The following is a 22,932-nucleotide window of genomic DNA, read 5'->3' as shown; positions in this document are numbered from 1 at the left end:
GTTAAGGCTCTATGGCACCTGTTACGATGAATATCGAGATCCCTGAAAATGCTGTTCTTGCTGGGGGAGAATCCGCCCTTAAGGGATTGTACAGGATAAAGCATGGTTTTGTAAAAAATCGGATTTGTCAAGCCGAATGCTTCTTGATCGAGAATTCTGTTAACAATGTATGTAATCTAGTCATCGCTTGTGTTGGATCGGTGTCTTCTATGGAGAGTAGCCTGTCTGATTGTTAACAGCTAAGTACTTATATTAGGTTATAATGAATTGCAGACGTCCGTTTTCCATACTTTGATGCATTACATATTTAGTGCTCTACATACTTAATGCTTCTACATTAGGCTAATGGGGGATAAGGTCATGAAGATCGTCGGTCAAGGAAGAACTGCGGATATCTATACACTCGATTCCAGAACGATTCTCAAGCTGCTACGTGAAGGATTCCCAGAAGGGGATGCGCGAGTGGAGTATGAGATCAGCAAGTATGTGTATGAGCTAGGAGTGAGCACCCCAAGACCCTATGACCTGGAGGAATACGACGGCAGGCTTGGAATAAGATATCAGTATCTAGCAGGCCATACCATGCTCGGGCGAATGCTAATATATCCGGGACAGGTGCAGGAATATTCCCGTCAAATGGCAGTGATTCATGCTGAGCTGCATACCTATGATGGAACAGGTGTTAAGCGTTCCCAGAAGAAACTACTATCTCGGCAGGTACACGATTCTGTCTATCTCATGGCTGACGAGAAGCGTATCATCCAAGAATATCTGGAGAGCTTACCGACAGGTACCCGACTCTGTCACGGGGATTTTCATCCAGATAATATTATCTTGTCTGAGTCTGAGGCCCCTGATGAGAAATATTGGATCATTGACTGGATGACAGGTATGGAGGGGAATCCTGCGGGCGATGCGGCCAGAACTCTGCTGCTCTTCATGTATGGCACAATGCCTGATGAGACGCCAGCCGAACGGGTCAAGCAGTTCAATGAGGTAAGGGAGCAGCTGTTAGAGATATATCAGCAGCATTATCTCCTTCAATCTGGCCTCGATGCTGCATCCATTGACGCATGGCTGCTGCCTGTCGCAGCAGCACGACTATGTGAATGGATTCCTGAAGAGGAGAGGGCAGCTCTCCTCGGCATGATTCGAGAGCGTATAAGTAAACTGTAGTTCACTATAGTGAGATAGTCATAAATGAAGGGTCACGAATGAATTGTATTGACCATCATATGGGGGGATCGAGCATGGACAGGTTAGTAGCTGAGGAAATCCACCGCCTTGGTCAGGAGATTCCGTCACTACATGGGGCGCGGATCTTGCCGATCTACGGTGGCTTCTCTAGTGACAGTAAATACGTTGTAGGCCTCGAGGGAGAGCAGAAGCGATTATTGCGTGTGTTTGACCCTGCTAGAATGGACAATAAACAGAAGGAGTTTTCTATCTTGCAGGAGATGGAGCGTCATGGAGTGAAATCCCCTCGAGCGCTAGAGCTCGGTCATACATCCTGGGCTGGTTATATGCTTGTGAGCTATATAGATGGAGAGGATGCGGAGCGGAATTTACCGGAGTTCTCGGATACGGAGCAGCTACACATCGGGATCGAGACGGGAGTAGAGCTTCGTAAAATGCATCAGCTACAGGCGCCGGTGGACGTATCTTCCTGGTATGAGCGCAAGGTGCGCAAGCACTACAGATATATGGAGCAATATGAAGCTTGTCCGTTAAGAATCAACAATGAGGATCGAATTATTGCATTCATTGATGAGCATATTCGCTATATGCAGGACAGACCGAATCTATTCCAGCATGATGATGTTCACCCCGCTAATCTTGTCGTGAAGGACCGCCATCTGGCGGGAATCATTGATTTTGAGCGCTATGATTGGGGAGATCCAATTCATGAGTTCCTCAAGCTGGGCTTCTTCGGTCGTCATGTAAGCATTCCTTATTGCATCGGCCAGATACAAGGATATCTGGACGGAGGGTCACCGGATGATGAATTTTGGACTTTGTACTCTCTCTATACAGCGATGGCGTTGTTCTCTTCAGTCGTGTGGACGTTGAAGACAGCGCCCGAGACAATGGATACAATGCGGGGCTACATGGACAAGATCCTGGAGGATCATGATTATTTTCGGCAGGTCAGGCCCTCGTGGTATGATCCCAGTTGAAGACAGGCTGATGCTAACTATATAATAGTCGATAAATCACGTTGAAATGTGAATGAAGGAAGTGTTGAAGCTGAGTAATTCCAAAAAGCCGCGTGCCGTTTTTTTTGACGTAGATGATACGATGTATGACCATTTGCAGCCTACGCGTGAAGCTTTGCAGCATGTACTGAAGCTGGAGGATAGCTTTCCTTTTGAGCAGGCGTACCATCGAATACGCTACTACAGTGATATCCTTGCTGACGCAGACGGTCTTCTTGATCGTGATCCCAGTCCCGAGGAATTGGCGACGATGCGTGTCAGAAGGTTCATGTTAGCGTTAGAGGAATTCGACATTAAGCTCAGCGAGAGTGAGGCAGCAGATGTTCAGGAGAAGTATCTGGAGCTACAATACCGAATTGATCCTTTCCCGGGGGCGAGGGAGCTCATTAGAGCCTTGCGGGAGGAAGGGACACTGGTGGGCCTCATTACCAATGGAGCGGAGCATCACCAAGGAAGTAAAATCCGTGCCTTGGCACTGGAGACGGATGTTGCGCCTGAGCATATTTTCATTTCCGGTGCTGTTGGCTTTGCGAAGCCAGACCCGCGAATTTTTCACCGAGTGAATGAACTGACAGGCACAGCTGCGGAGGATTGCTGGTACATTGGAGATTCCTGGCGCAATGATGTGGTCGGAGCATCCGAGGCTGGCTGGAGAGTCATATGGTTCAATCACAGGCGCACCTTGCCGGAGACGGAGCACATGCCATTGGGTACAGCCGGGAGCTATGAAGAGCTGCGGGGACTGCTGATGTCTCATAAGATGGAGATCTGATGAGCGAAAAGAGGCGATGACATGGATGAGCACTGGAGACAAGCAGATCGTATAATAAGCCAGATTGAGATTATAGGAACCGAAGGCAATGAGCTTGTCGATATTAATGGTCATCCCCAGGGCGCGGTGTGTATAGGCATTGGTACGGATGCGGCAGTCTTTCTACTGAAGGAGCTTCCGGGATATGCCTTTAAAATCTATTCCGAGCTGTCTCAGGACAAAATTGAAGCAGAGGTTGCTGTGTATGAGCGCTTACGTGGCTGCCCCTATTTCCCGGTATATTACGGCAGGGGAGCTCACTATATTGTCATCAGTCATGAGGAAGGTCCTACTTTGCTGGATTGTCTTATTCAAGGCATTCCAGTCCCGGAGCAGGTCATTCAGGATGTAGAGGATGCCAGGACCTATGTGAGGGCACAGGGCTTGAACCCACGTGATATTCATCTCAAGAATGTACTGTTACAGGGAGAGCGTGCCAAGGTGCTGGATGTATCGGAGTACATCAAGAACGGAAATGATAACCGCTGGGAGCATCTTGTATGGGCATATCGCACCATTTATCCAAGGATCTCGGGCAAGCCGATCCCTGCGAGAATTCTGGATACGATCAAGAAGTGGTATAATCGGCTGGATAAAGCCAATATGAATCTTGAGGAATTCGCCAATCGCGCGAATGGCTTCTTTAAGCGCTGGAAGCTGTAGGAGTTCAGAAAATAGGAGTTCAGGAAAATACGAGTCAGGAAAAGAACCTTCGATATCCACGTTAGCTGTGGACACGAAGGTTCTTTCATATGTTAACGTAACATGCTAATTTGATATGTTACTACGAAGGTGCCGCAGTAACGGCTACCGGAAATCGCGTGGAATCCGGCGAGCTACACCGGTCTCCATCGCAGCTTGAATGACCTTTTGCCGGACCCGCTGTACAGCCTCCTCGTTGAATACTCCTGGAATAATATAGAGACGATTCAGCTCCTCAGGCCGGATGGTGCCAGCAATGGCTTCGGATGCGGCAAGCTTCATCGCTTCGTTGATCTCGCCAGAACGGCAGTCCAGCGCTGCACGGAAGATGCCGGGGAAGCACAGCACATTGTTGATCTGATTAGGATAATCCGAGCGCCCGGTCGCTATGACAGCAGCCACGTCTTCGATGAGCTCGGGCTGAATCTCTGGAGTCGGATTCGCCATAGTGAAGACGATTGGATCTTCGTTCATTCCCATGACGTCCTCGCGCTGGAGGATACCGCCAGCAGACAGGCCAATGAAGACATCAGCTCCGCGCAGCACCTCACTAAGCGAGCCCTTTTGCCGGTGAGGATTCGTATGCTGGGCATACCATTCCCACATCGGGTGTGGGTCAGGCTGGTCGGCGGAGAGCGCACCATTCTTATCTACACCCACGATATTCGTTGCCCCGGCAGAGAGGAGGATTTTGGTGCAGGCTACGCCTGCTGCCCCGATGCCGCAGACGACAATTTTGACCTCTGCCAGGGATTTTTTCACGACCTTGAGTGCATTGATTAATCCGGCGTATAGCACGACAGCTGTGCCGTGTTGATCATCATGGAATACCGGGATGTCGAGCTCCTCACGCAGCCGCTCTTCAATCTCGAAGCAACGGGGAGACGCAATGTCCTCCAGATTGATCCCTCCGAAGCCTGGAGCAAGCTGCTTGACTGCACGGATGATCTCTTCGGTGTCTTGAGTATCCAGGCAGATGGGAAAGGCATCAACGCCAGCGAGCTGCTTGAAGAGCATGGCTTTACCCTCCATGACCGGCATAGCCGCATAGGGTCCAATGTTCCCCAGTCCCAGAACTGCACTACCATCCGAGACCACAGCTACCGTATTTCGCTTGATCGTCAGCTTGAAGGCATTCGTCTGATCCTCGTGAATAGCCATACATACACGGGCTACATCAGGTGTGTAGACTCTGGAGAGATCGTCACGGTTCTGGATCGGGACTTTGGGCTGCATTTCGATTTTGCCCCCGAGGTGGAGGAGGAAGGTGCGGTCTGAAACCGACAGCACTCGTACACCAGGGGTCTGCCGAATCCGTTCGAGCATCCGGTCAATGATGGTTGGATCAGTGAAGGTAACAGTAATATCTCGCACGGTAACACTCTCTGATGTACGTATGACGTCAATGGCTATGACGTCCCCACCATTGTCATTGATAAGGGTGATTAATTGTCCAAATTTAACCTGTTCAATGGAAATTTCAAGACGCAAAATGATGTTCTTTCCGCCGATTCCGCTCTGCATCTGAAGGCCCCCCTTGTACTATTTTTTAATAGCTTGATTCCGAAGCATAACGAAAAGCATCCGTATATAACACTAAAGTAGTAATTTTGATACCGCTTTCAAATGATCTTTGCGAAAAATCAAAATTCATGATGTTCAGTGTTAGTGGATTGTATTATGCTTGGTATTAAGAATTTGGGTACATTCACCTAGACGTGTGAGGAGCATGTGTATTTTGCAGCTCGGTGAGTGACTATGCCATAGATTATAGTGACAAAAATCACGGTTGTACAGTCATTTTGGAAGGGGGAACATGATGTCTGTCGCACCTCTGCGTACTTTCGTTGTTGAAGATGATTACGGTATCGCCTCTCTATGTGGCGTTACGGTCACCATGCTCGAAGGCTATGAACTTATCGGCCTGTCCGATGATAGTGCAAGTGCACTGGAACGTATCTCGGCAGAGCAGCCTGATATCGTCCTGTTGGAGGTAAGCCAGCCTGATGGATCAGGAATGCAATTGCTGCATCATATGGATCGGATGAATCTCTCCTGTGATGTTGTATTAGTTCTGAATGGGCCGATCTGGAACTATATGATGAAGGGACTCCAATTGGATATTTTCGGGTATCTGATGAAGCCCTTCGATACTAGACGACTGCAGGATACTCTTCAGAGCTATCGACAGTATCGAATGCGTCGTGACTCATTATCAGTACTAAAGACGAGGTTAACCGAGAATAAGTTGCAGTCCAGAAGCATTTCCAACACAACGATGCTCAAAAAAGAGATGGAGCCAGCCATTCTTGGACGCATTCAAGAGATATTGGGAGACGATCAGGCCATGCTCACCTCCCGCCAGATTGCAGAGCAAACGGGGATCAGTCTCACGACTGTTCGTAGCTACTTGAAGTACATGGTTCGCAAAGGCACGGTAAAGGAATGTGTCAGCTTCGGTACCACAGGAATCCCCCTCAGATCCTTCCAGACGGTAGCAGAGCCATGAATACAAGATGCACAAGCACAGAGACCTCTCAAGTCGCGGTAAAGACCGGACTGGGGGGTTTTTGTTATAGTCATTTTATATTTTTCGCGTAATAGATCTCATCCATCTCTATCTTCAGGCGCTCGGTAATCTCCGACTGCTCCTCTGCAGATAGCTTATCCTTCGTATATCCAAACAGGTAATTGTCGAGATCGAATCTACGCAGCTTGCATTTAGTATGGAATATATTCTCCTGATACACATTCACATCAATCATGTCGTACATATCGCGGGCATCCGCAGGAATGTAGTTCTGGATGGAGCTGATATCATGATCAATGAACAGCTTGTGTCCATTCACATCACGTGTGAATCCCCTTACCCGGTAGTCAATCGCCATAATGTCTGTATCAAAGGAATGAATAAGGTACGTGAGAGCCTTCAGCGGGGAGATTTCTCCGCAGGTAGACACGTCGATATCCGCACGAAAGGTGCTTATCCCCTCATCTGGATGGTATTCAGGATACGTATGAACGGTAATATGGCTCTTGTCCAGATGCATGACGACGGAATCAGGTAACGGACCTGGAGATTCGGAGTAAGTCTCCTTGGATACATCTGTGATAGGTCCCTCCGAGATGAGCACGGTGACACTGGCACCCTGTGGATCGTAGTCCTGCTTGGCAATGTTCAGGACGTGAGCCCCGATAATATCGGTCACATGCTTCAGAATTTTGGTCAACCGATCGGCATTATATTGTTCATCAATATACTCGATGTAAGCCTGACGTTCCTCCTTGGTCTTGGTATAGCAAATGTCATACATATTGAAGCTGAGTGACTTGGTCAGATTGTTGAAGCCGTGCAAAGCCAGACGTTGTTCCTGTGATATGCTCATCATTTCACTTCCCCTTACGCTTTCTTATGCGATCTACATCAATTGAACGACAGAATAGCTACTATTAGTTCAAGCTATATAGCACGAGTGTTAACCACCCGCATGATTTGAAGCCGAAGCCCTCTACCATAGATTTGTATTCGTAATTCAGCATACAACCTCGAGAATTAGTCTCCGAGAGCCAGACATGTGAAAGCTTACATACGACGATTAGTGTTAGTTGACGTGTTTCTTATCTGTTCCCTGCGAAGAGGACTCATATACCCATCTCTTTACCCAATTTCCTTCATTCCTAACAAGTAAGTCACGTGCTTGACTATCCAACGGGCTTCTACACACGATGAAATGAACAGTAGATAAAGTTCTCATGAACAATAGTTAAAATTCTGATGAAGAATGGATGAATAGATGCTCGAATTTACTAGTCGTAAAGTCGGAATCCCTTGATATATAAGGGGGTTTGGGATTCCGTTGTTAGTTTATAATTATTTTAAAGTAAGATTGATTTTTGACTGATCTCTGCTATTATGAACCATAACGAAAATAACGCAGAGAGGACGCAGCCACTGTATTCAGTCACAGTGTTCAGTCAGATATGCTCCGCTCGAAATATTAAAGACGAGGTGATCTCATGAACAGACAATCAAACATGACGACAAGCTGGGGAGCTCCGGTAGGAGATAATCAGCACTCCATGACAGCTGGTAGCAGCGGACCAACACTCATTCAAGATGTACACTTGCTGGAGAAGCTGGCACATTTTAACCGCGAGCGTGTACCAGAGCGGGTGGTTCATGCCAAGGGTGCTGGAGCACACGGATATTTCGAGGTGACGGCTGATGTCGCTTCATATACGAAAGCAGCATTCCTGTCAGAGGTAGGCAAGCGTACACCGGTATTTATTCGCTTCTCGACAGTAGCTGGTGAACTGGGTTCGTCCGATACGGTACGTGATCCACGCGGCTTTGCTGTGAAGTTCTACACTGAGGAAGGCAACTATGATCTGGTGGGCAATAATACCCCTGTATTCTTCATTCGTGATGCGATCAAATTTCCAGATTTCATTCATACGCAAAAACGTCATCCCCAGACGCATCTCAAAAATCCGAACGCGGTCTGGGACTTCTGGTCACTATCCCCTGAATCCCTGCATCAAGTGACGATTCTGTTCTCGGATCGTGGAATTCCCGCTACTTATCGGCACATGCATGGCTTCGGCAGCCACACGTTCAAATGGGTGAATGCCGAGGGGCAAACTGTGTGGGTGAAATATCACTTCAAGACAGAACAAGGAGTCAAGAATTTGGATGTAGCGCTGGCCGCCAAGCTGGCTGGTGAGAACCCGGATTATCATACGGAGGACCTGTTCAACGCGATTCAGGCGGGAGACTTCCCATCCTGGAAGGTGAGTGTGCAGATTATGCCAGTCGATGAGGCAGCAACTTATCGCTGGGACCCGTTCGATGTGACCAAGGTCTGGTCGCAGAAGGACTATCCTCTGATCGAGATTGGACGTATGGTGCTGGATCGTAACCCGGAGAACTACTTTGCCGAGGTAGAGCAGGCGACCTTCTCGCCAGGGAATTTTGTGCCAGGCATCGAGGCTTCACCGGATAAAATGCTACAGGGCCGTCTGTTCGCATATTCCGATGCTCATCGCTACCGTGTCGGAGCGAACCATAATACGTTGCCGATTAACCGTCCTGCTGCCCCAGTACAGAATTATCAACGTGACGGACAGATGCGCTCGGATGGCAATGGTGGTCATGCCGTATACTATGAGCCGAATAGCTTTGGTGGTCCGCAGGAGGCGCCACAGCACAAGACAACACCATTTGCGGTATCCGGCATGGCCGACAGCACCGATTACAATCAGGATGATCACTACACCCAGGCGGGAGATTTGTACCGATTATTGTCCGAAGAGGAGCGCTCGCGTCTGATCGCTAATATTGCAGGAGCTATGCAGCCTGTAGAACGGGAAGAGATCAAGATTCGTCAGGTGGGGCATTGGTTCAAGGCAGATGCTGAATTCGGTACACGTCTGGCAGAGGCATTGGGATTGCCGTCTCCATCCGCAGCAGAATAAGCTCGTTATTGGAGGCAAGTTCAAGTAACAGGTCCGCACCGAATAGCTTGACCTGATAAAATGCGAGTGGGACTTCCCCACATAATATAGATTGATGCTGAAAAAGAAAGTCCGCTAGACGAGGACGGGTTCGCCAGGTACCCGGGTCTTCGTTAGTGGACTTTCTTTTGCTTCTCAAAAGTTGCGCAAGGAGGATAGCAGGCAGCCACCTGATCTATTTTCCTCAAGGGGGGATGTGTGAGCCTAATGACTTAGCCAGCGCTCAAAGAATTGCTTATAGCCTTCCTTCATCACTCGGCTGGAAAATTGCTCATGAGCGTAGATTTGGTGCTCACGAGAGGTCCTGATCGGACTTGCGGCAGCCATATTGACCAGCTCGAACCAGTTCGCCTCATTGCCTGCGAAGGCATGGGGGCCACGAATGTGACCATAACAGGGGTGCTCTGGCTTGACGATTATTTTCCCCATGGCCATTGCTTCTGTCAGCGGCATGGCGAAGGTATCAAAGGCGGAGCAGCTCCAGTAGACCTTGGCTGTATTCATAAGCGAGAAGACCTCGTCCTGTGTCAAGGCGAACTGAAGCTTCACGTTATGCGGAATATCGTATTTCTTCATGCTTTCCCGGTAGCGTTCACCGCCGAATACCATGAATATCTCCTTGTCGGGGTTGCGTCTGGCATACTCCAGCACCAGATCAGGGCGACGGTTGGCCTCATCCCGACCAATCCAGAGAATGCGATTATCTACGATGCCGGTTGGATCGAAATGCTTGGTTACCAGCTGCTCATTGAAGCCGATGGGAATGACCGTCACATCGTTCACGCCGAACTGTGCAGCCATCTCCCGCTTCAGAAAGGGAGTCTGGACGATGGCCTTGTCTACGATGGAGTAAAAGGGCTTCATCATCTCGTACCCAGTCAGCGCAGGATCGGGAAAGCTGTGAGGGAACAGGACACTATTTTTCAGGAACATATTTAGAAAAGTAAAGCCAGAGACGGTATAGATGACATGCTCAATCCCTTGGCTATAGATCTGGTCCAGCACAATATCATAGTTGACCAGATCACCCTTCTCATGCTCGTAACCAGGAATCCAGTCATGGCCACTGACGTGCCGCTCCGGAGATATGAAGATGATCTCTACGCCCAGCTCCTGACCGATCTGCCGCAGACGCTCCGCGAATACTCGTGGTCCCTGCGCCTCGCTGAATTGGATCTTTCGCATGACTAATCCTACTTTGTTCATTAACCAGCCACCTTACCTTTATCAATATCCTTAAGTAATTCCGTCGTGCATTGGATGAGACTGTCTGTGGTCTCGATTCGTTGTCTTCGAAGTGCAGGCTTCGGCCAAGGCCCCTGTTCTTGCCTCAGATCTGTCTCAATCAGCAGGAGCATCCAGAGTGACAGCACACAGACGGACATCATGTATTGCTGCATGAAGGATTGTGCATCCAGTGCACTCCCATGTAATACTGTCTCCGCCAGATAACCGTGCAGTACTTGCTTACGTATATCAGGTGTAATGCGTTTTGGAAATAGCGGATGGGACATATCCAGCAGGTGGATCAGATCCCAGTGGCGTGTATTCCAGTGAGCATGCTCCCAGTCCAGAATCACCAGTCCGTGCGGAGTCTGGGCATAGTTGCCCAGATGCAGATCACCGTGTGACATGACCAGCTCTGAGGGACATTGGTAATCATGCAGAAGCTGAAGTATGAGCTGAATTGCTTGCTCGTCTAGCGGGAGATCACTGAGCAGCTCTACTACTTCATTTTGCCGCTTCAGGATATGCTTTTTCATCTGTGCTATGGCTGGCTTCGGCCCTTGATGACCCAGCTCAGGAAAAGAAGCACGCGGCAGTGCATGCCACCAGGCCGCATGCTTCGCAACTTGCTGTGCCGTCTCCATGGTGAAAGTATGCGTAAGGGGTCCGGCATCCTCCAGAATGAGCCAGCTGTTCTGAGGCGCTGTATCCATCCTTGAGCGCGTCACGATTCGAGGATAAATAGGAGGGAAATGCGCCAGGACATGATCGTGAACCCAGCGTTCCTTATGCTGCTGTCCTTGCTGAGTGACGGGCTTGAAGATATAGCTTTGATCCCGGGAAATGTAGAATCGCTCCACATCTCGTCCGCCCAGGCCTTTGTATAATATCTCATGTCTGCCACACCACAGCTTGCTGTAATCCAGCCTTCCGTCCGGTAGTACGAAGTGTTCGAGCATAATGACATCATCCTTATGTAAGCGAAAAGTTGTCCCTATTGTAACGCCTAGGTAATACGACTGCAAATCATAATAGGGCATGTGCGAAGGAAGAGAGCATACGACGAGTATAGGTCTTCAAGGCCCTTCACGCATGTAGACCAGATTGTCCGTGACATGATGTGATGGAGCTGTTAAATTTGTGTAATATATTGAGTTAAGCAAGAAAGAACTACTTCATGCTACAGGAACATGGAAGGGGAATACAAGTGGAGCAGGACAAGAGAGAATCAAGTGTACAACAGAGCGGCAAGCTGAGCATCAGCAAGCATAATGCAGAGCATTATGTATGGGGCGAAGTCTGTGATGGCTGGCATCTCGTTAAGGGTCAGGACCTCAGTGTAATTCACGAAAGAATGCCGCCTCACACGGCTGAGATCAGACATGTGCATCAGGTGTCCCGTCAGTTTTTCTTCGTATTGAAGGGCACAGCAACGCTGGAGGTTGACGGAGAGATCGTAAATCTGCACGCACAGGAAGGAGCAGAGGTGCCGCCACAGATTCCTCACCAGATGCTTAATGTATCGGAGGCAGATGTAGAATTCCTTGTCATCTCGCAGCCAACGACCCGGGGAGACAGAATGGCTGTAGATTAGTCTCTAAAGCTCGGCGCTACCAGTCCAACACAATTGATATGGCGGTACAGTCTGCTCCGAATCCGACCACAGAAGCAACCTTTAAGTATGTATATACATGGAAAAAGACCCATGCGGTTAAGGTTCGCATGGGTCACGAGGCGAGGGTGTCGTACGGGTGGACTTACTTGCCTCCGTCAACGCCCCCGCTCTCCAGTCATTAAATCAGTATCAGTCAGAGTATTAGTTCATGTACTCAAGATGCTGCAGGATTCGCTTTAGCATGACTATGCTATGGGCCCGGGTTGCAGGCTCCTTAGGTAAGAATTCTGCTGCTGTTGTGCCGCGAATGATACCGGAATCTAGCAGTTGGACTATGGGTTCGACAGCCCAAGCAGCTATCTGTTTCTGATCGGAGAATACCTCCTTCCCTTCCGATCTCGACGGGGGCATCTTCCCTGTGAGTGTGAGAGTTCGCGAGAGGATAACGGCCAACTGCTCACGGGTCACAAAGGCGTCTGGTCTAAAGGTTCCGTCATCATACCCTTCAATCAAGCCCATCCCTTGGGCTGTACTCACAGCCTTGGCATACCCGGCTTGCGCTGATATATCGGTGAAAGAACTGGCTGCACTAGATTCAATTCCCCCTAGTGAGCGAACCAGCAGCGTTGCCAGCTCACCACGGGTGATGGGAGTATCTGGGCTAAAGTAGTTCCCTTCCCCCTGTGCAATTTGTTTGTTGGCCATCAGCTTGATATCGTCCTGCGCCCAATGTCCATGTACATCAGCGAAGACATGATTAGATGAGATCAATGCAAATAATCCATCGTGGGGAGAATAGATCGTTGCTACAGCAGAAGTCTTCATAGACGAATTCCTCGTATTGTCCTTCTCATGTTCACCTACCCCTGTATCTTCGCTAATGGCTTCATTGGCATGAAATAAAGTGGGTACAAAGTGAATCGTGGCATCGGTATCCACCCATACAGCGGTAGAGCGAGTCGGGTCCACTGGAACGGGCAGGGCCATCGAACGCTCTGAGTACAATGGTGTGTGTATACTCGGTTTCATATTGTCCAGGCTGTCTGACGTCTGTCCATTAATTTCAAGCGAGAAAGTAACAGGACTGCCGATGAGCTTAGCACCCTGCTCTGCGAGGACAGCCTCTAGACGGCTGACCGTAGATGCATTAGCATGGCCAATTACCATTGTAACCACGGTGTTGACCTCCAAAGTAGGTCCAAGATTACGTAAGCGATCCAAGGGTAATGGATAACTTACATTGTTTACTGCGAGCGTAATCCCCTGATTCATTGCATTCGCTTCAGATTGCTTCAACATATCAAGAAGAGCCTCACCAGGCAGATCGAGATATACAACTGGGCTGCTGCTATCCTCCAACTTAATAAGCAATTCATGGTTAGCAGTGAACGCTTTGATCAGTGAGGCGGCATCAGGCTTCAGGCGGATGGCCTTCTGAGCGTCAGCTGTTGTCTCCGATGAGCTTGGTACCCATACGTTCTGATCATTCATAGATATTTCTATTAATGATGAAGCTATTGGGAAACTTTGCATATTAGAAGAACGGTCGTCGCGGTCTCTGGAGCCCTGATCTGGTCCAGGAGATGGTCCCGGCTCTGGTATAGGCTCGTTCACAGGCGGTGTTCCCGGTTTGGGTCCGGGCTCCGGTTCAGGCTGAGGCGTCTCCGGCTCGGGCTCGGGACCTGGATGTGGTTCAGGTTGCGGCTGCTCAGGCTCCGAGGTCTCACTGAGCATGAGTGTGATCATCCCTGTGTCAGTGCTCTTTCCTCTCTGAACATTCACGGTCTGTTCGAACGTTCTATATCCTGAAGCTTCTACAATTATGGTCTGTAGACCCACGGGAATCTGATCGAGCTGGAATATTCCGTCATCTTCGATGATTGACCTGTTGCTGCCTATAGATACTGCTGCACCAGTCAGCGGCACCAGCTCTGGGTCATAGACGGAACTGCTCACATTGCTGTATACAGACCCCGTCACCGTGCCAGTTGCAGGTATCACTGTTATAATTGCCTCTGCAGTAGAGCCGTTTGAAGCAGTAGCTGTAATGACAGCTTCGCCTGGTGCCAAGGGAATCACCTCTCCGCTTGAATTAACTGAAGCTACTGTTGGTTGGTTGGATAGCCAAGTAACGGTTTTATTGGTGGCTTCAGCCGGCTCAAGGATTGGGATGAGTTGGGTAGGTGCTTCCCCAGCCATTAGGGTAAGGGCAGGCGGCTCAAGACGAATACCGCTGACAGGGATGAACTGCCGTATATGCTGTTCCTCCAGCACGAAGCGCTGCCATCCCTGTATGCGCTGCTGAATATCTACCTCGTACACATCCAAGGTCTGCCCGGGACTCACGCCGGGGATAGGCATTCCCGGGATATATGGCATTGCATCTGCCGGGAGTGTGTCTCCTATCAACGGAGGACTAGCTTCTGCATGATTGAGTACGTAAGCAAAGGTATGTCCTGCCTGTCGAGGGAGAGCCGTAATGGATGTCGAGCCTGCCGCGATTCCCGGTTGAACTGACGCATTCACAAGCTCTGGTGCCTTCGTCTTGACTTCAAGCTGAAATGAATGCACAGCGGCAGCAGCCCCTGCATCAGTTGCTGTGACGACAACGATGTACTTCATGTTGCCGGGAAGGAGTTGAAGCGGTATGCCTTGCAGCTCTCCTGTCGGGCTTAGGCTCATGCCTGGCGGAAGACCTGTTGCGCTCCAGGTCAGCCCTGCATGCGCACCGTCCCATCCTGAGATTTTCTGGGAATATGGCTCCCCGGCTACTGCGGGTTGGATCTCCTCTGTGAGTATCTTCGGACGCAAATAAGGATAGCCATCGTTAACACTCGGATGCATATTCCAGGTCTGATTGAAATCCCAGCCGCTATAAGTGGACTGTTGTTTCATTTCCGCTATAGATTTCCGCGCAGCTTCGACTGTATGCGTATTATAGTAGCTACCCACCCCTGCACTGACACCTGTAGTCTCCTGATCAAAGTAGGAGCTGTAAATGTCAGTGCTGTTCGCATAACCGATAATCGCGGATCTTTCCGTAAACGAGCCGGGATTATCGGGATGCATGTAGCCACGGGAGTACGTATTCCTGACCGTATTTCGGCTACCTGCGCTGCCAATAAAATAGGCGCCGATTCCTGACGAAAACACAAACGAGTTACCAACATCAGCTACGTTGCGTACCTGACCATCAAAATAGGAATCGATGATGGTACTACCCGAGCTGAAACCGGCAATTCCTGCGCCATACATGTTATAACCCCAACCAATGGTAACAGAGGCACTAGAGGAGGAACGATTGACTGTTGCATTCATGAGCCCCCCGGTAATTCCCCCTGTACTAATAACCTTGTTCGGGTCAAGCGCTGTCAGGCTCGTCACGCTGCCTTTCGTATAGACTCCTTCGATGCTCCCCCCAGACTGGTAGCCAGTAACCCCGCCTGTTCTTGAGCCGCCAGTAATATCCACCTCAAGGTTAACATTGCGGATGCTTCCAGATGCCTCGCCAAAGAAGCCGACATTGGTACGGGTATCTCCATCAATGACTAGGCCTGTAATTGTATGGCCCTGCCCATCGAATATCCCGCTGAACGGAGCATATTCATTGCCGCCGAGTGGAATCCAGGGGACTCCCGTCAGATCAATGTCGTGATCAAGACGGATGTGCTTGTCTAGATACTGCTCCTGATGCTCGTTGATGTAGACGAGTTGTTCTGTGGTGGACACAACCAACCAGTTGTCCATTAGCGGCAGTTCAACGGCCTGAATGTCAATGCTCGATTGCGCCTGCGCAGGTTCAACGATCCATCCGAGAGGTCCTGTGAACATAACGCTCAGGAGAAAGATGCTTGTAATTCTTGTAACAGCTCGAGATTTCTTCATGAACCACTTCCCCTTTAGCATGGTGTATTACGGCATAGACTGAAATTATGAGATTCCGATGTGGTGCTGGACATATTACAGTGCCAACCATTGGCACTTGACTCCATTCAAGCACTATGCTGATCCGAAATTATTATAGTATATTTAGATGAATAGGATGTTTCGTTTTTGTTTCAAATTTGAATGAAAGTAGCGTGCTGCATGAATTATTCGTCAATGGATCGAAGCGTTCCCCATCAGCCTATTGTCGGCTATGTCCGTGAAATGAAGGCATTATCCAGATGGTTAGAGACGGTTGATGCGGTTGCACAGATCTTTGCTGTATCAGGGATTGGCGGCATCGGGAAAACGACGCTGCTCACGGAAATGGCTGCTCTTTCCCGCAGGTCGGAAATAAGGACGCTGTGGGTGGATGGGCAGGTCTGCTTGCATACGCCAGGAGCGCTGTTGGCACATCTGGATATGTGTCTTGAGACCGAATACGGCAGCGTTCGAGGAGAAGAGGAGACACTGATGGCCCATGTCCTAAACGAATTGAGCCATCAGCGCACGGTGATCCTGATCGATAATTGTGAGTCGCTGGAGCGAATCGAGAGCTGGTTACTGGCCAGTCTGCTTCCCAGACTGTCTCAAGCCCCATGCTTGCTGGTGCTGGCATCACGACCAGGTCTGCCACTAAAATGGCATATACATCCTGCATGGGCTGACCGAATCGAGACCTTCCCACTGGAGCTATTCACCCGAGAGCAAATTTATGAATATTTGCATAATAGCGGGCTACCATTGCCTGTGCAGCAGAACGTAGCACATAGAACAGGCGGGCATCCGCTACTGCTTGCATTGACAGTTGACATGATGCGACGTCAAGGGGAGGATATATTGGAGCGCTCTAGTCAACTGCCAAGAATCCTCAGTGCAGAACTGTTGCAAGAAGTGTCAGATCCGTTCATGTATGAGGCCCTTCAATTGCTCGCGCTATTCCCGGCTGCAGATCAGATGACCCTCAATCAACTGCTGGAGCGTCCGTTATCAGCATCAGAATATGCATCGCTGAGCAGGTTATCTTGTATCCGCATGGTCCCGGGTGGTCTAGCATTACATCAGCTGTTGGGACGAATTTTGCGTGAAGATTATGAGCTTCGGAATCCCAGGGAATATAAAATGATGCGCCTTCGTGCACTGAGACTACTGATTGAGCAATATCCTGTAGCAGATAAGCTGCGGCAGATGCAGCTTGCTTCGCATGTGTTGGAGCTGTACCGGGAGCAATTGCCTGCTGCGCATCAGTATGTAGATTTCTCCGGTATTCATCAGCCGGAATGCCGACGGGGGATTCACGCCGAAGATATGCCTTATTTGCACCGCTTTTTGGCGACGTCCATATCTCGTTCCGACTGGCAGTCAGAACTGGTTGAGGAGGGAGCGCATCATCAGTTGTTGGATGATATTGCGCTGTATAGTCCCGAGAGTATCCTAGTTACGCGGGACAACAATGGGATCCCGCTAGCATTTTCGGCTGGTCTGTGGCTGCACGCACGAACACTGCCGTTGCTGGAGCGATATGCGCCAGCCTATTTGCAAGTACTCGGAGAAGAGGCCTCTCTACTGCGAAGGCTTCCTCCAGAGGCCGCCGATACTATGTGCATGCTGCTGGCCGCGGTCGATATCGAGCAGCCTTATCACCGACCGGAGGAGCTTGGGGGAATGTTGTTCCATTCATGGCTCATTGAAGCGACGAGTGGGCTGCGGGCAATTATAGCAACAGCAGATCAGCAGATAAATATGTTGTTGCCACTAATGGGCTTTCAGCAGAATGAAGAGATGAGCTTGGGACAGCTATCTTGGGCTAGCATGATAGTATGGGAGCTGGATCTGCGGCAGGCAACCTTCGAGGTATGGGTCGAGCGGATAATTCAGCAGACCATACAGGCGACTAAGATCGGACATGCAAGCGAACTCCAGCCATTGCCTTGGACTGAGGTAAAGCTCCTCCTGCAGCATTTGTATGACGATACACTGCTGGAGACACAGACAACTGTCCAAGAGATGGGAATGAACGGGGCGGGACTGAGAGAGCTGGTGCAGTATTTATTAACGACTGAGCCACCGCCGTATCCGTTAACAGAGCTGGAGCAGCATATTTTACGAGAGAGCTATTTGTATAAATATCATGGGAAATCGCAGCTCGCAGAGGCTTTTCATATGAGCCGAACGACGTTCTATCGCCATTCGAAGCAAGCCATTACGCATTTAGGACATGTACTTGCAAGGACAGTGAGGGAAAGAAATCATCACAATCCTGACGCAGATCCAGATCATGTTGGCTGAACAGGCTTCACACTTGATATGTCTATAACAAACCCCCGTTGCTGGCCACAAGGCCGAACCAACGGGGGATTGTTATAGAGAGGATGGCAGCATTACATTCACTTCGGTGCAGCGAACACGGGCTGCTGTACGCCAGCAGATTTCTGGCCAGCCCCTGACCTTTGGTTCATGTCTGGCTGTAGGCCAGACTGAGAGAGCGCCGCACATTCACGGAAGGCAAGATGCTTGCAGCCGATGCATTGCTTGGAATTGAGGTGCTGCAGGGCGTAATCTATCGCTTCTCCTGTATGGGCGAAGAAATGCTCTTGCCCGATTCGATTATATAAGCCTGTGCGCTGCAGCACCTCCAATGGCTGTGCCTGAACACCAGCGAGCAGGACTTTTCCACCTTGACCCTGAAAATGCTTCACGATACTGGCCAGGTTGGATTCCCCCGTCGTATCCATGAACGGAACCTTTCCCATCCGCAGCAGCAAAATCCCTGGACGCTGGTGAAGGGTATCCGTAATAGATTTCTCGAACAGATCAGCAGCTCCAAAAAATAACGGTCCCTCAATGGTATACATGCTAACCTGCGGGCAATCGTGGCCTTCGTGCACCATATGTGGCATGACCTTCTCATGTTTGTGGCTTGGATCGGGCAGTACCTTGGCCACCTTCATAATATCACTCATGCGTTTGACGAATAACAGGGCAGCGAGCACCAATCCGACCTCGACAGCTGTGGTCAAGCTTGTAAATACAGTAAGCAAAAAGGTAATCACCAGCACGATTGAATCACTGGTGCGCGTCTTCAATACATGTGCGAAGGCTTTGCGTTCACTCATATTCCAGGCCACCACCATCAGGATTGGGGCCATACTGGCAAGCGGAACGTGCGAAGCATATGGTGCGAAGACAACGAGCACGAGCAGCACAACGATGCCATGCACAACACCGGATATAGGCGAGACGGCACCGGATTTAATATTAGTCGCTGTCCGAGCGATGGCACCCGTTGCAGGAATACCACCAAATAACGGTGTCACGATATTGGCAATGCCCTGTCCAATGAGCTCACGATTACTATGATGTCTTGTCCCCGTCATCCCATCGGCTACTACGGCGGATAACAAGGATTCAATGCCGCCAAGCATCGCAATAACAAAGGCCGGCTGGATTAACGTTATGATTCGCTCCCACGTTAGGTCTGGAAAACTGAACTTCGGCAGCGCACTGGGAATAGCACCGAAGGCAGAGCCGATCGTAGCGACCTGTCCCTTGAACAAGAAAGCAGCAACCAGCGTAGAGAGAATCAGTCCAAGCAGAGATGCAGGTACTTTTGGTGCCAATCTAGGCAGGATCAGGATCACGGCCAGACAGATTCCAGCCGTAAGCAGGCTGTATATGTTCAGCGTCGTTATATGAATTCCGATCTCCTTCATATTGGAGATGAAATCTTCATGCTTCTCGATATTGCGAAGTCCCAGGAAGTTAGCAATCTGACCCGAAAAGATCGTAACCGCTATCCCGGCTGTGAATCCCAGCGTGACAGGGCGCGGAATGAATTTAATCAAAGCCCCCAGCCGGAGCGCACCCATAATTACTAGCATGACACCTGCCATAAGTCCGGCAATCAGCAGGTTCTCGTAGCCATATTGCATCACTATAGCGAAGAGGATTGGAATGAATGCACCTGTCGGTCCTCCAATCTGGAATTTGGAGCCTCCCAGCAAGGATATGAGTATGCCGGCAATAATCGTCGTATAGAGCCCATATGCTGGCTGAACGCCTGAAGCAATGGCAAACGCCATTCCCAGTGGAATGGCGATAATACCGACAATCAGTCCCGACAACAGATCCTTTCGAAAAGCGGATGCATGATATCCTGCAAATCTCCCCGTCCATTTCATCTGTTGTGACCTTCTTTTCTTTATATATTTGAATATTTGAATATATTAAGAATGTACTCCCGACCTCTACTCTTGTCAAACACGAAAAATCGGTCCAAACCGTGTAATGGATCATGAAATCACAAAAAAACAAGAAGTTCCTGCATCTTGCTCCACAGCGCTCCTTGTTCTTCGTGTTTAGGTTTCTTTGCGGATATCTTCCAGTAGGGAGATGGCGTCTACGAGATGATTGTCAAAAATTTGCTTGGCGACCACCAGCAGATCCTTGATCCGTGGATCACGCAGAGAGTAAATGACGGAGGTGCCGTCCTTCGACCCTTGAACGACATTTTTGCTGCGCAGCACAGCCAGCTGCTGGGATACGGCGGAGCCTTCCGAGCCAAGAATGCCTTGCAGCTCATTGACAGTCTTGTCACCATCGCTTAGCAGCTCCAGAATACGGATTCTCATGGGATGGGCCAATGCCTTGAAGAAATCCGCCTTAAACTGTTGGATGCTCTGATTCATGCTCTATGCTCCTTTATTCAGACTTTTGAAGATATGAATATCATAGCATAGATATGTGAGAAGAAGCACACTGCAGTGTAGGATACAGCATATCCATAGGGTCTGATTCCCGTTATAATATTGGGTAACAATTCCAGATAATCGCCTGTCACGTTCTTAATTCTACTTAATAAAGGAGGGGCCTATGAAAGAGGTGGTAATACTTGAAGCTTACAATCCCAACTGGGCTGCCGAATACGACATTGAACGGAGGAAGCTACTCGAACTTTTGGGCAATCAGGTTATCTCTATCGAGCATATCGGTAGCACAGCTGTGCCAGGACTTACTGCCAAGCCTGTGATCGATTTCATGGCTGGCGTGCAGGAACTGGAGATCGTTGAAGCCTTTATAGGGCCATTGGCTAGCCTGGGATACGAGCATGTGATTCATGCGGAGTTCCCTGAGCGAAGGTTTTTCCGAAAAGGAGCATGGAGAGCGGGAACGCATCATCTGCATATCTACCTTTACGGCAGTGAAGCTTGGACGAATCAAATTTTATTCAGAAATTATTTAAGAGAGCATCCTGAGGTAAGAGAGCAATACCAGCAATTGAAGGAGGAGCTCGCTGCTAGATTTTCTCAGGATCGGGTAGCTTACACCCAAGGTAAGCATTCGTTCATTGCAGATATCCTTCGGCAGGCTAATAAGGAGAATGAGGGATAGTACCTTGATATCAGACGGATAAGGGGGGATTTCATTGCAGCCTACATTGGATACGGAACGATTAACGTTGAGACCATTTGAATTGGCAGATGCCAGCAGGGTACAGGAATTCGCTGGGAGTATAGAGGTAGCGAGAACGACCTTGTCCATACCCTATCCCTACCCCGAGGAAGGCGCAGAACGTTGGATTAGGGCCTGTATAGATCGAGCAGATGATGGGCATGGGTATCCATTTGCTGTAATCCGTACAGAAGACGAGCAGCTCATAGGCTGTATGAGCATCAATATAACCCCGTCACATCGAAGAGGCGAACTGGGTTATTGGCTGGGAAGACCATTTTGGGGACAGGGATATGCTACTGAAGCGGCTAAAAGATTGGTTGATTTCGGATTTCGGGAGCAGGATTTAAATAAGGTGTGGGCAGCGGCGATGACCAAAAATCCGGCTTCCGCCAATGTGATGAGGAAAGTGGGCATGACATTTGAAGGTGAGTTCAAGCAGCACATTCTGAAGTGGGATCAATTCGAGGATGTAGTCTATTACGGCATGACCCGCGCGGATTACGAAGCTAGAGGCGATGTATACATTAATAAGGCTTAAGTCATCAAGCATAAGGGGTGTAGGCAAATGAACGCAAAAAGAGGGCACAATTGCCCTCTTTGTACAGGTCATCGGAGTCATGTACCCCCAATATTAAGACGGATTTTGATTATGTGTAGCATATGGGCTTCACTGACTTCGTCCAAGCTTCCACTCCTGATAGCGCCTGCTAATGACAGGCTCGATTCGGTTAAAATTCTCCATGGAGTCCTCGACATGATAGATCGTCGGTAAGCTGTCCGCCAGAACATTCATAAAGTCCTCAGCGGTGTACACGTCGTTATGGATGTTCAAATACTCACGAGCGAAGTCATCCGCTTCATCCGTCAGCTCCCTGGAGGTCAGCACTCCGTCCCATTGAACTCTGAAAAATTCGGCTCCAGTCATATCGCCGCGCTTTACGAGATCAATCTCCTTCGCATCAGCCCTCTGTACCCGCTTCTCAAGCAGATCATGGTGGATCAGCCAGGTGATGAACATCCCTGTCGGAACATAGGCTTGGCTGGCGTTCAGCTCCTGTGGAAACTCTCCTTCAAGGTGCCATTTTGCTTTATCGTACACATAGACTTCTTTTTCCTTATACTGAAAAATGACATCAATAGAGTCCTCTGAGTAGCCCTTGCTTCTCCATTCATCAGCAACCTCATTGAATCTCGCCACGGCTTCCTGCTTCGTAGGATATGGCTCGTAGACGGGGTTCATCGTCTTGCGGTCCGCGTATAGTCGGCCTTTGATGATATTCAGAGTGCATACTTCGGTGGCCTCAGTAATCGCTAAATGCCGATAATCCTTAAAGCTCTTGCCTTGCTTGGTCAGTACAATCTCATGTTTGCTCATTCCTTCACCTCAGGTCCAGATGTGCTTCTACGGATTCATTACTACTACCAGGTACTCTTATTATAGCGGGATCGTGGATAGGCATAGGAAGAGT

General features: G+C 49.4%; 18 protein-coding genes. 10 read left to right on the top strand and 8 right to left on the bottom strand.

The window, feature by feature from the left end:
* The first annotated feature begins 360 nt into the window (after positions 1-360).
* The 4 genes from K331_RS0106110 (at position 361) to K331_RS0106095 (ending at position 3,690) form a co-directional block, all read left to right on the top strand.
* Positions 361-1,176, top strand: a complete 816-nt coding sequence (locus tag K331_RS0106110; protein WP_028589590.1) for a phosphotransferase family protein — start codon at positions 361-363, stop codon at positions 1,174-1,176.
* A 74-nt stretch (positions 1,177-1,250) separates the two neighbouring features.
* A complete protein-coding gene (locus K331_RS0106105) occupies positions 1,251-2,177 on the top strand; it encodes an aminoglycoside phosphotransferase family protein (RefSeq protein WP_028589589.1) in 927 nt (308 codons plus the stop codon).
* A 52-nt stretch (positions 2,178-2,229) separates the two neighbouring features.
* Positions 2,230-2,988, top strand: a complete 759-nt coding sequence (locus tag K331_RS0106100; protein ID WP_051289659.1) for an HAD family hydrolase — start codon at positions 2,230-2,232, stop codon at positions 2,986-2,988.
* 21 nt (positions 2,989-3,009) lie between these two features.
* Complete coding sequence (locus K331_RS0106095) at positions 3,010-3,690, top strand: protein kinase family protein (RefSeq protein WP_028589587.1); 681 nt, start codon at positions 3,010-3,012, stop codon at positions 3,688-3,690.
* Between the two features lie 144 nt (positions 3,691-3,834).
* On the opposite strand, the gene K331_RS0106090 is transcribed toward K331_RS0106095, so the two are convergent.
* Positions 3,835-5,253 (bottom strand): NAD-dependent malic enzyme, encoded by a 1,419-nt coding sequence (locus tag K331_RS0106090; protein WP_018886533.1) that lies wholly within the window; start codon positions 5,251-5,253, stop codon positions 3,835-3,837.
* Positions 5,254-5,545: 292 nt separating this feature from the next.
* Here K331_RS0106090 and K331_RS0106085 point away from each other — a divergent pair, with 292 nt between their 5' ends.
* On the top strand, positions 5,546-6,238 hold the full coding sequence (locus K331_RS0106085) for a response regulator transcription factor (protein WP_084165361.1): 693 nt from the start codon (positions 5,546-5,548) through the stop codon (positions 6,236-6,238).
* 70 nt (positions 6,239-6,308) lie between these two features.
* On the opposite strand, the gene speD is transcribed toward K331_RS0106085, so the two are convergent.
* Positions 6,309-7,115: an adenosylmethionine decarboxylase gene (speD, locus tag K331_RS0106080; RefSeq protein WP_028589585.1), complete on the bottom strand. Its 807-nt coding sequence runs from the start codon at positions 7,113-7,115 to the stop codon at positions 6,309-6,311.
* Between the two features lie 631 nt (positions 7,116-7,746).
* Between speD and katA the strand changes: the two genes are divergently transcribed.
* Positions 7,747-9,204, top strand: coding sequence for a catalase KatA (gene katA, locus K331_RS0106075; protein ID WP_028589584.1), 1,458 nt, complete (start codon positions 7,747-7,749; stop codon positions 9,202-9,204).
* A gap of 243 nt (positions 9,205-9,447) precedes the next feature.
* Here the strand turns inward: katA and K331_RS0106070 are convergent, their stop codons facing one another.
* Entirely contained in the window at positions 9,448-10,449 is a 1,002-nt protein-coding gene (locus K331_RS0106070) for a glycosyltransferase (protein ID WP_025680444.1), read from the bottom strand.
* Complete coding sequence (locus K331_RS29025; protein ID WP_051289657.1) at positions 10,449-11,429, bottom strand: phosphotransferase; 981 nt, start codon at positions 11,427-11,429, stop codon at positions 10,449-10,451. Before K331_RS29025 ends, K331_RS0106070 begins: the two co-directional genes overlap by 1 nt.
* Before the next feature lie 293 nt (positions 11,430-11,722).
* Here K331_RS29025 and K331_RS0106060 point away from each other — a divergent pair, with 293 nt between their 5' ends.
* Positions 11,723-12,064: a cupin domain-containing protein gene (locus K331_RS0106060; RefSeq protein ID WP_028589583.1), complete on the top strand. Its 342-nt coding sequence runs from the start codon at positions 11,723-11,725 to the stop codon at positions 12,062-12,064.
* Positions 12,065-12,286: 222 nt separating this feature from the next.
* On the opposite strand, the gene K331_RS0106055 is transcribed toward K331_RS0106060, so the two are convergent.
* Positions 12,287-15,970, bottom strand: coding sequence for an S-layer homology domain-containing protein (locus K331_RS0106055; protein WP_028589582.1), 3,684 nt, complete (start codon positions 15,968-15,970; stop codon positions 12,287-12,289).
* Positions 15,971-16,171: 201 nt separating this feature from the next.
* Between K331_RS0106055 and K331_RS29020 the strand changes: the two genes are divergently transcribed.
* A complete protein-coding gene (locus tag K331_RS29020) occupies positions 16,172-18,298 on the top strand; it encodes an AAA family ATPase (RefSeq protein WP_156897616.1) in 2,127 nt (708 codons plus the stop codon).
* Positions 18,299-18,396: 98 nt separating this feature from the next.
* On the opposite strand, the gene K331_RS0106045 is transcribed toward K331_RS29020, so the two are convergent.
* Both K331_RS0106045 and K331_RS0106040 read right to left on the bottom strand, forming a co-directional pair.
* A complete protein-coding gene (locus K331_RS0106045; RefSeq protein WP_028589581.1) occupies positions 18,397-20,190 on the bottom strand; it encodes a SulP family inorganic anion transporter in 1,794 nt (597 codons plus the stop codon).
* Between the two features lie 177 nt (positions 20,191-20,367).
* The gene (locus K331_RS0106040; RefSeq protein ID WP_028589580.1) at positions 20,368-20,697 is read right to left on the bottom strand and encodes an ArsR/SmtB family transcription factor; all 330 of its coding nucleotides are present in this window, start codon (positions 20,695-20,697) and stop codon (positions 20,368-20,370) included.
* 184 nt (positions 20,698-20,881) lie between these two features.
* On the opposite strand from K331_RS0106040, the gene K331_RS0106035 reads away from it, so the two are divergent.
* On the top strand, positions 20,882-21,400 hold the full coding sequence (locus K331_RS0106035; RefSeq protein ID WP_028589579.1) for a GrpB family protein: 519 nt from the start codon (positions 20,882-20,884) through the stop codon (positions 21,398-21,400).
* Positions 21,401-21,434: 34 nt separating this feature from the next.
* Complete coding sequence (locus K331_RS0106030; RefSeq protein ID WP_028589578.1) at positions 21,435-22,001, top strand: GNAT family N-acetyltransferase; 567 nt, start codon at positions 21,435-21,437, stop codon at positions 21,999-22,001.
* A gap of 129 nt (positions 22,002-22,130) precedes the next feature.
* Here the strand turns inward: K331_RS0106030 and K331_RS0106025 are convergent, their stop codons facing one another.
* Positions 22,131-22,838 carry a DUF7832 domain-containing protein gene (locus K331_RS0106025; protein ID WP_028589577.1) on the bottom strand — a complete coding sequence of 236 codons (708 nt, stop codon included), beginning with the start codon at positions 22,836-22,838 and terminating at the stop codon, positions 22,131-22,133.
* Positions 22,839-22,932 lie beyond the last annotated feature (94 nt).

It is taken from the genome of Paenibacillus massiliensis subsp. panacisoli DSM 21345 (assembly GCF_000426545.1).
In the GTDB taxonomy this organism is placed as follows: Bacteria; Bacillota; Bacilli; order Paenibacillales; family Paenibacillaceae; genus Paenibacillus; species Paenibacillus panacisoli.
Note: the sequence above shows the minus strand (reverse complement) of the source record. Positions and strands in the feature narration are given on the sequence as shown.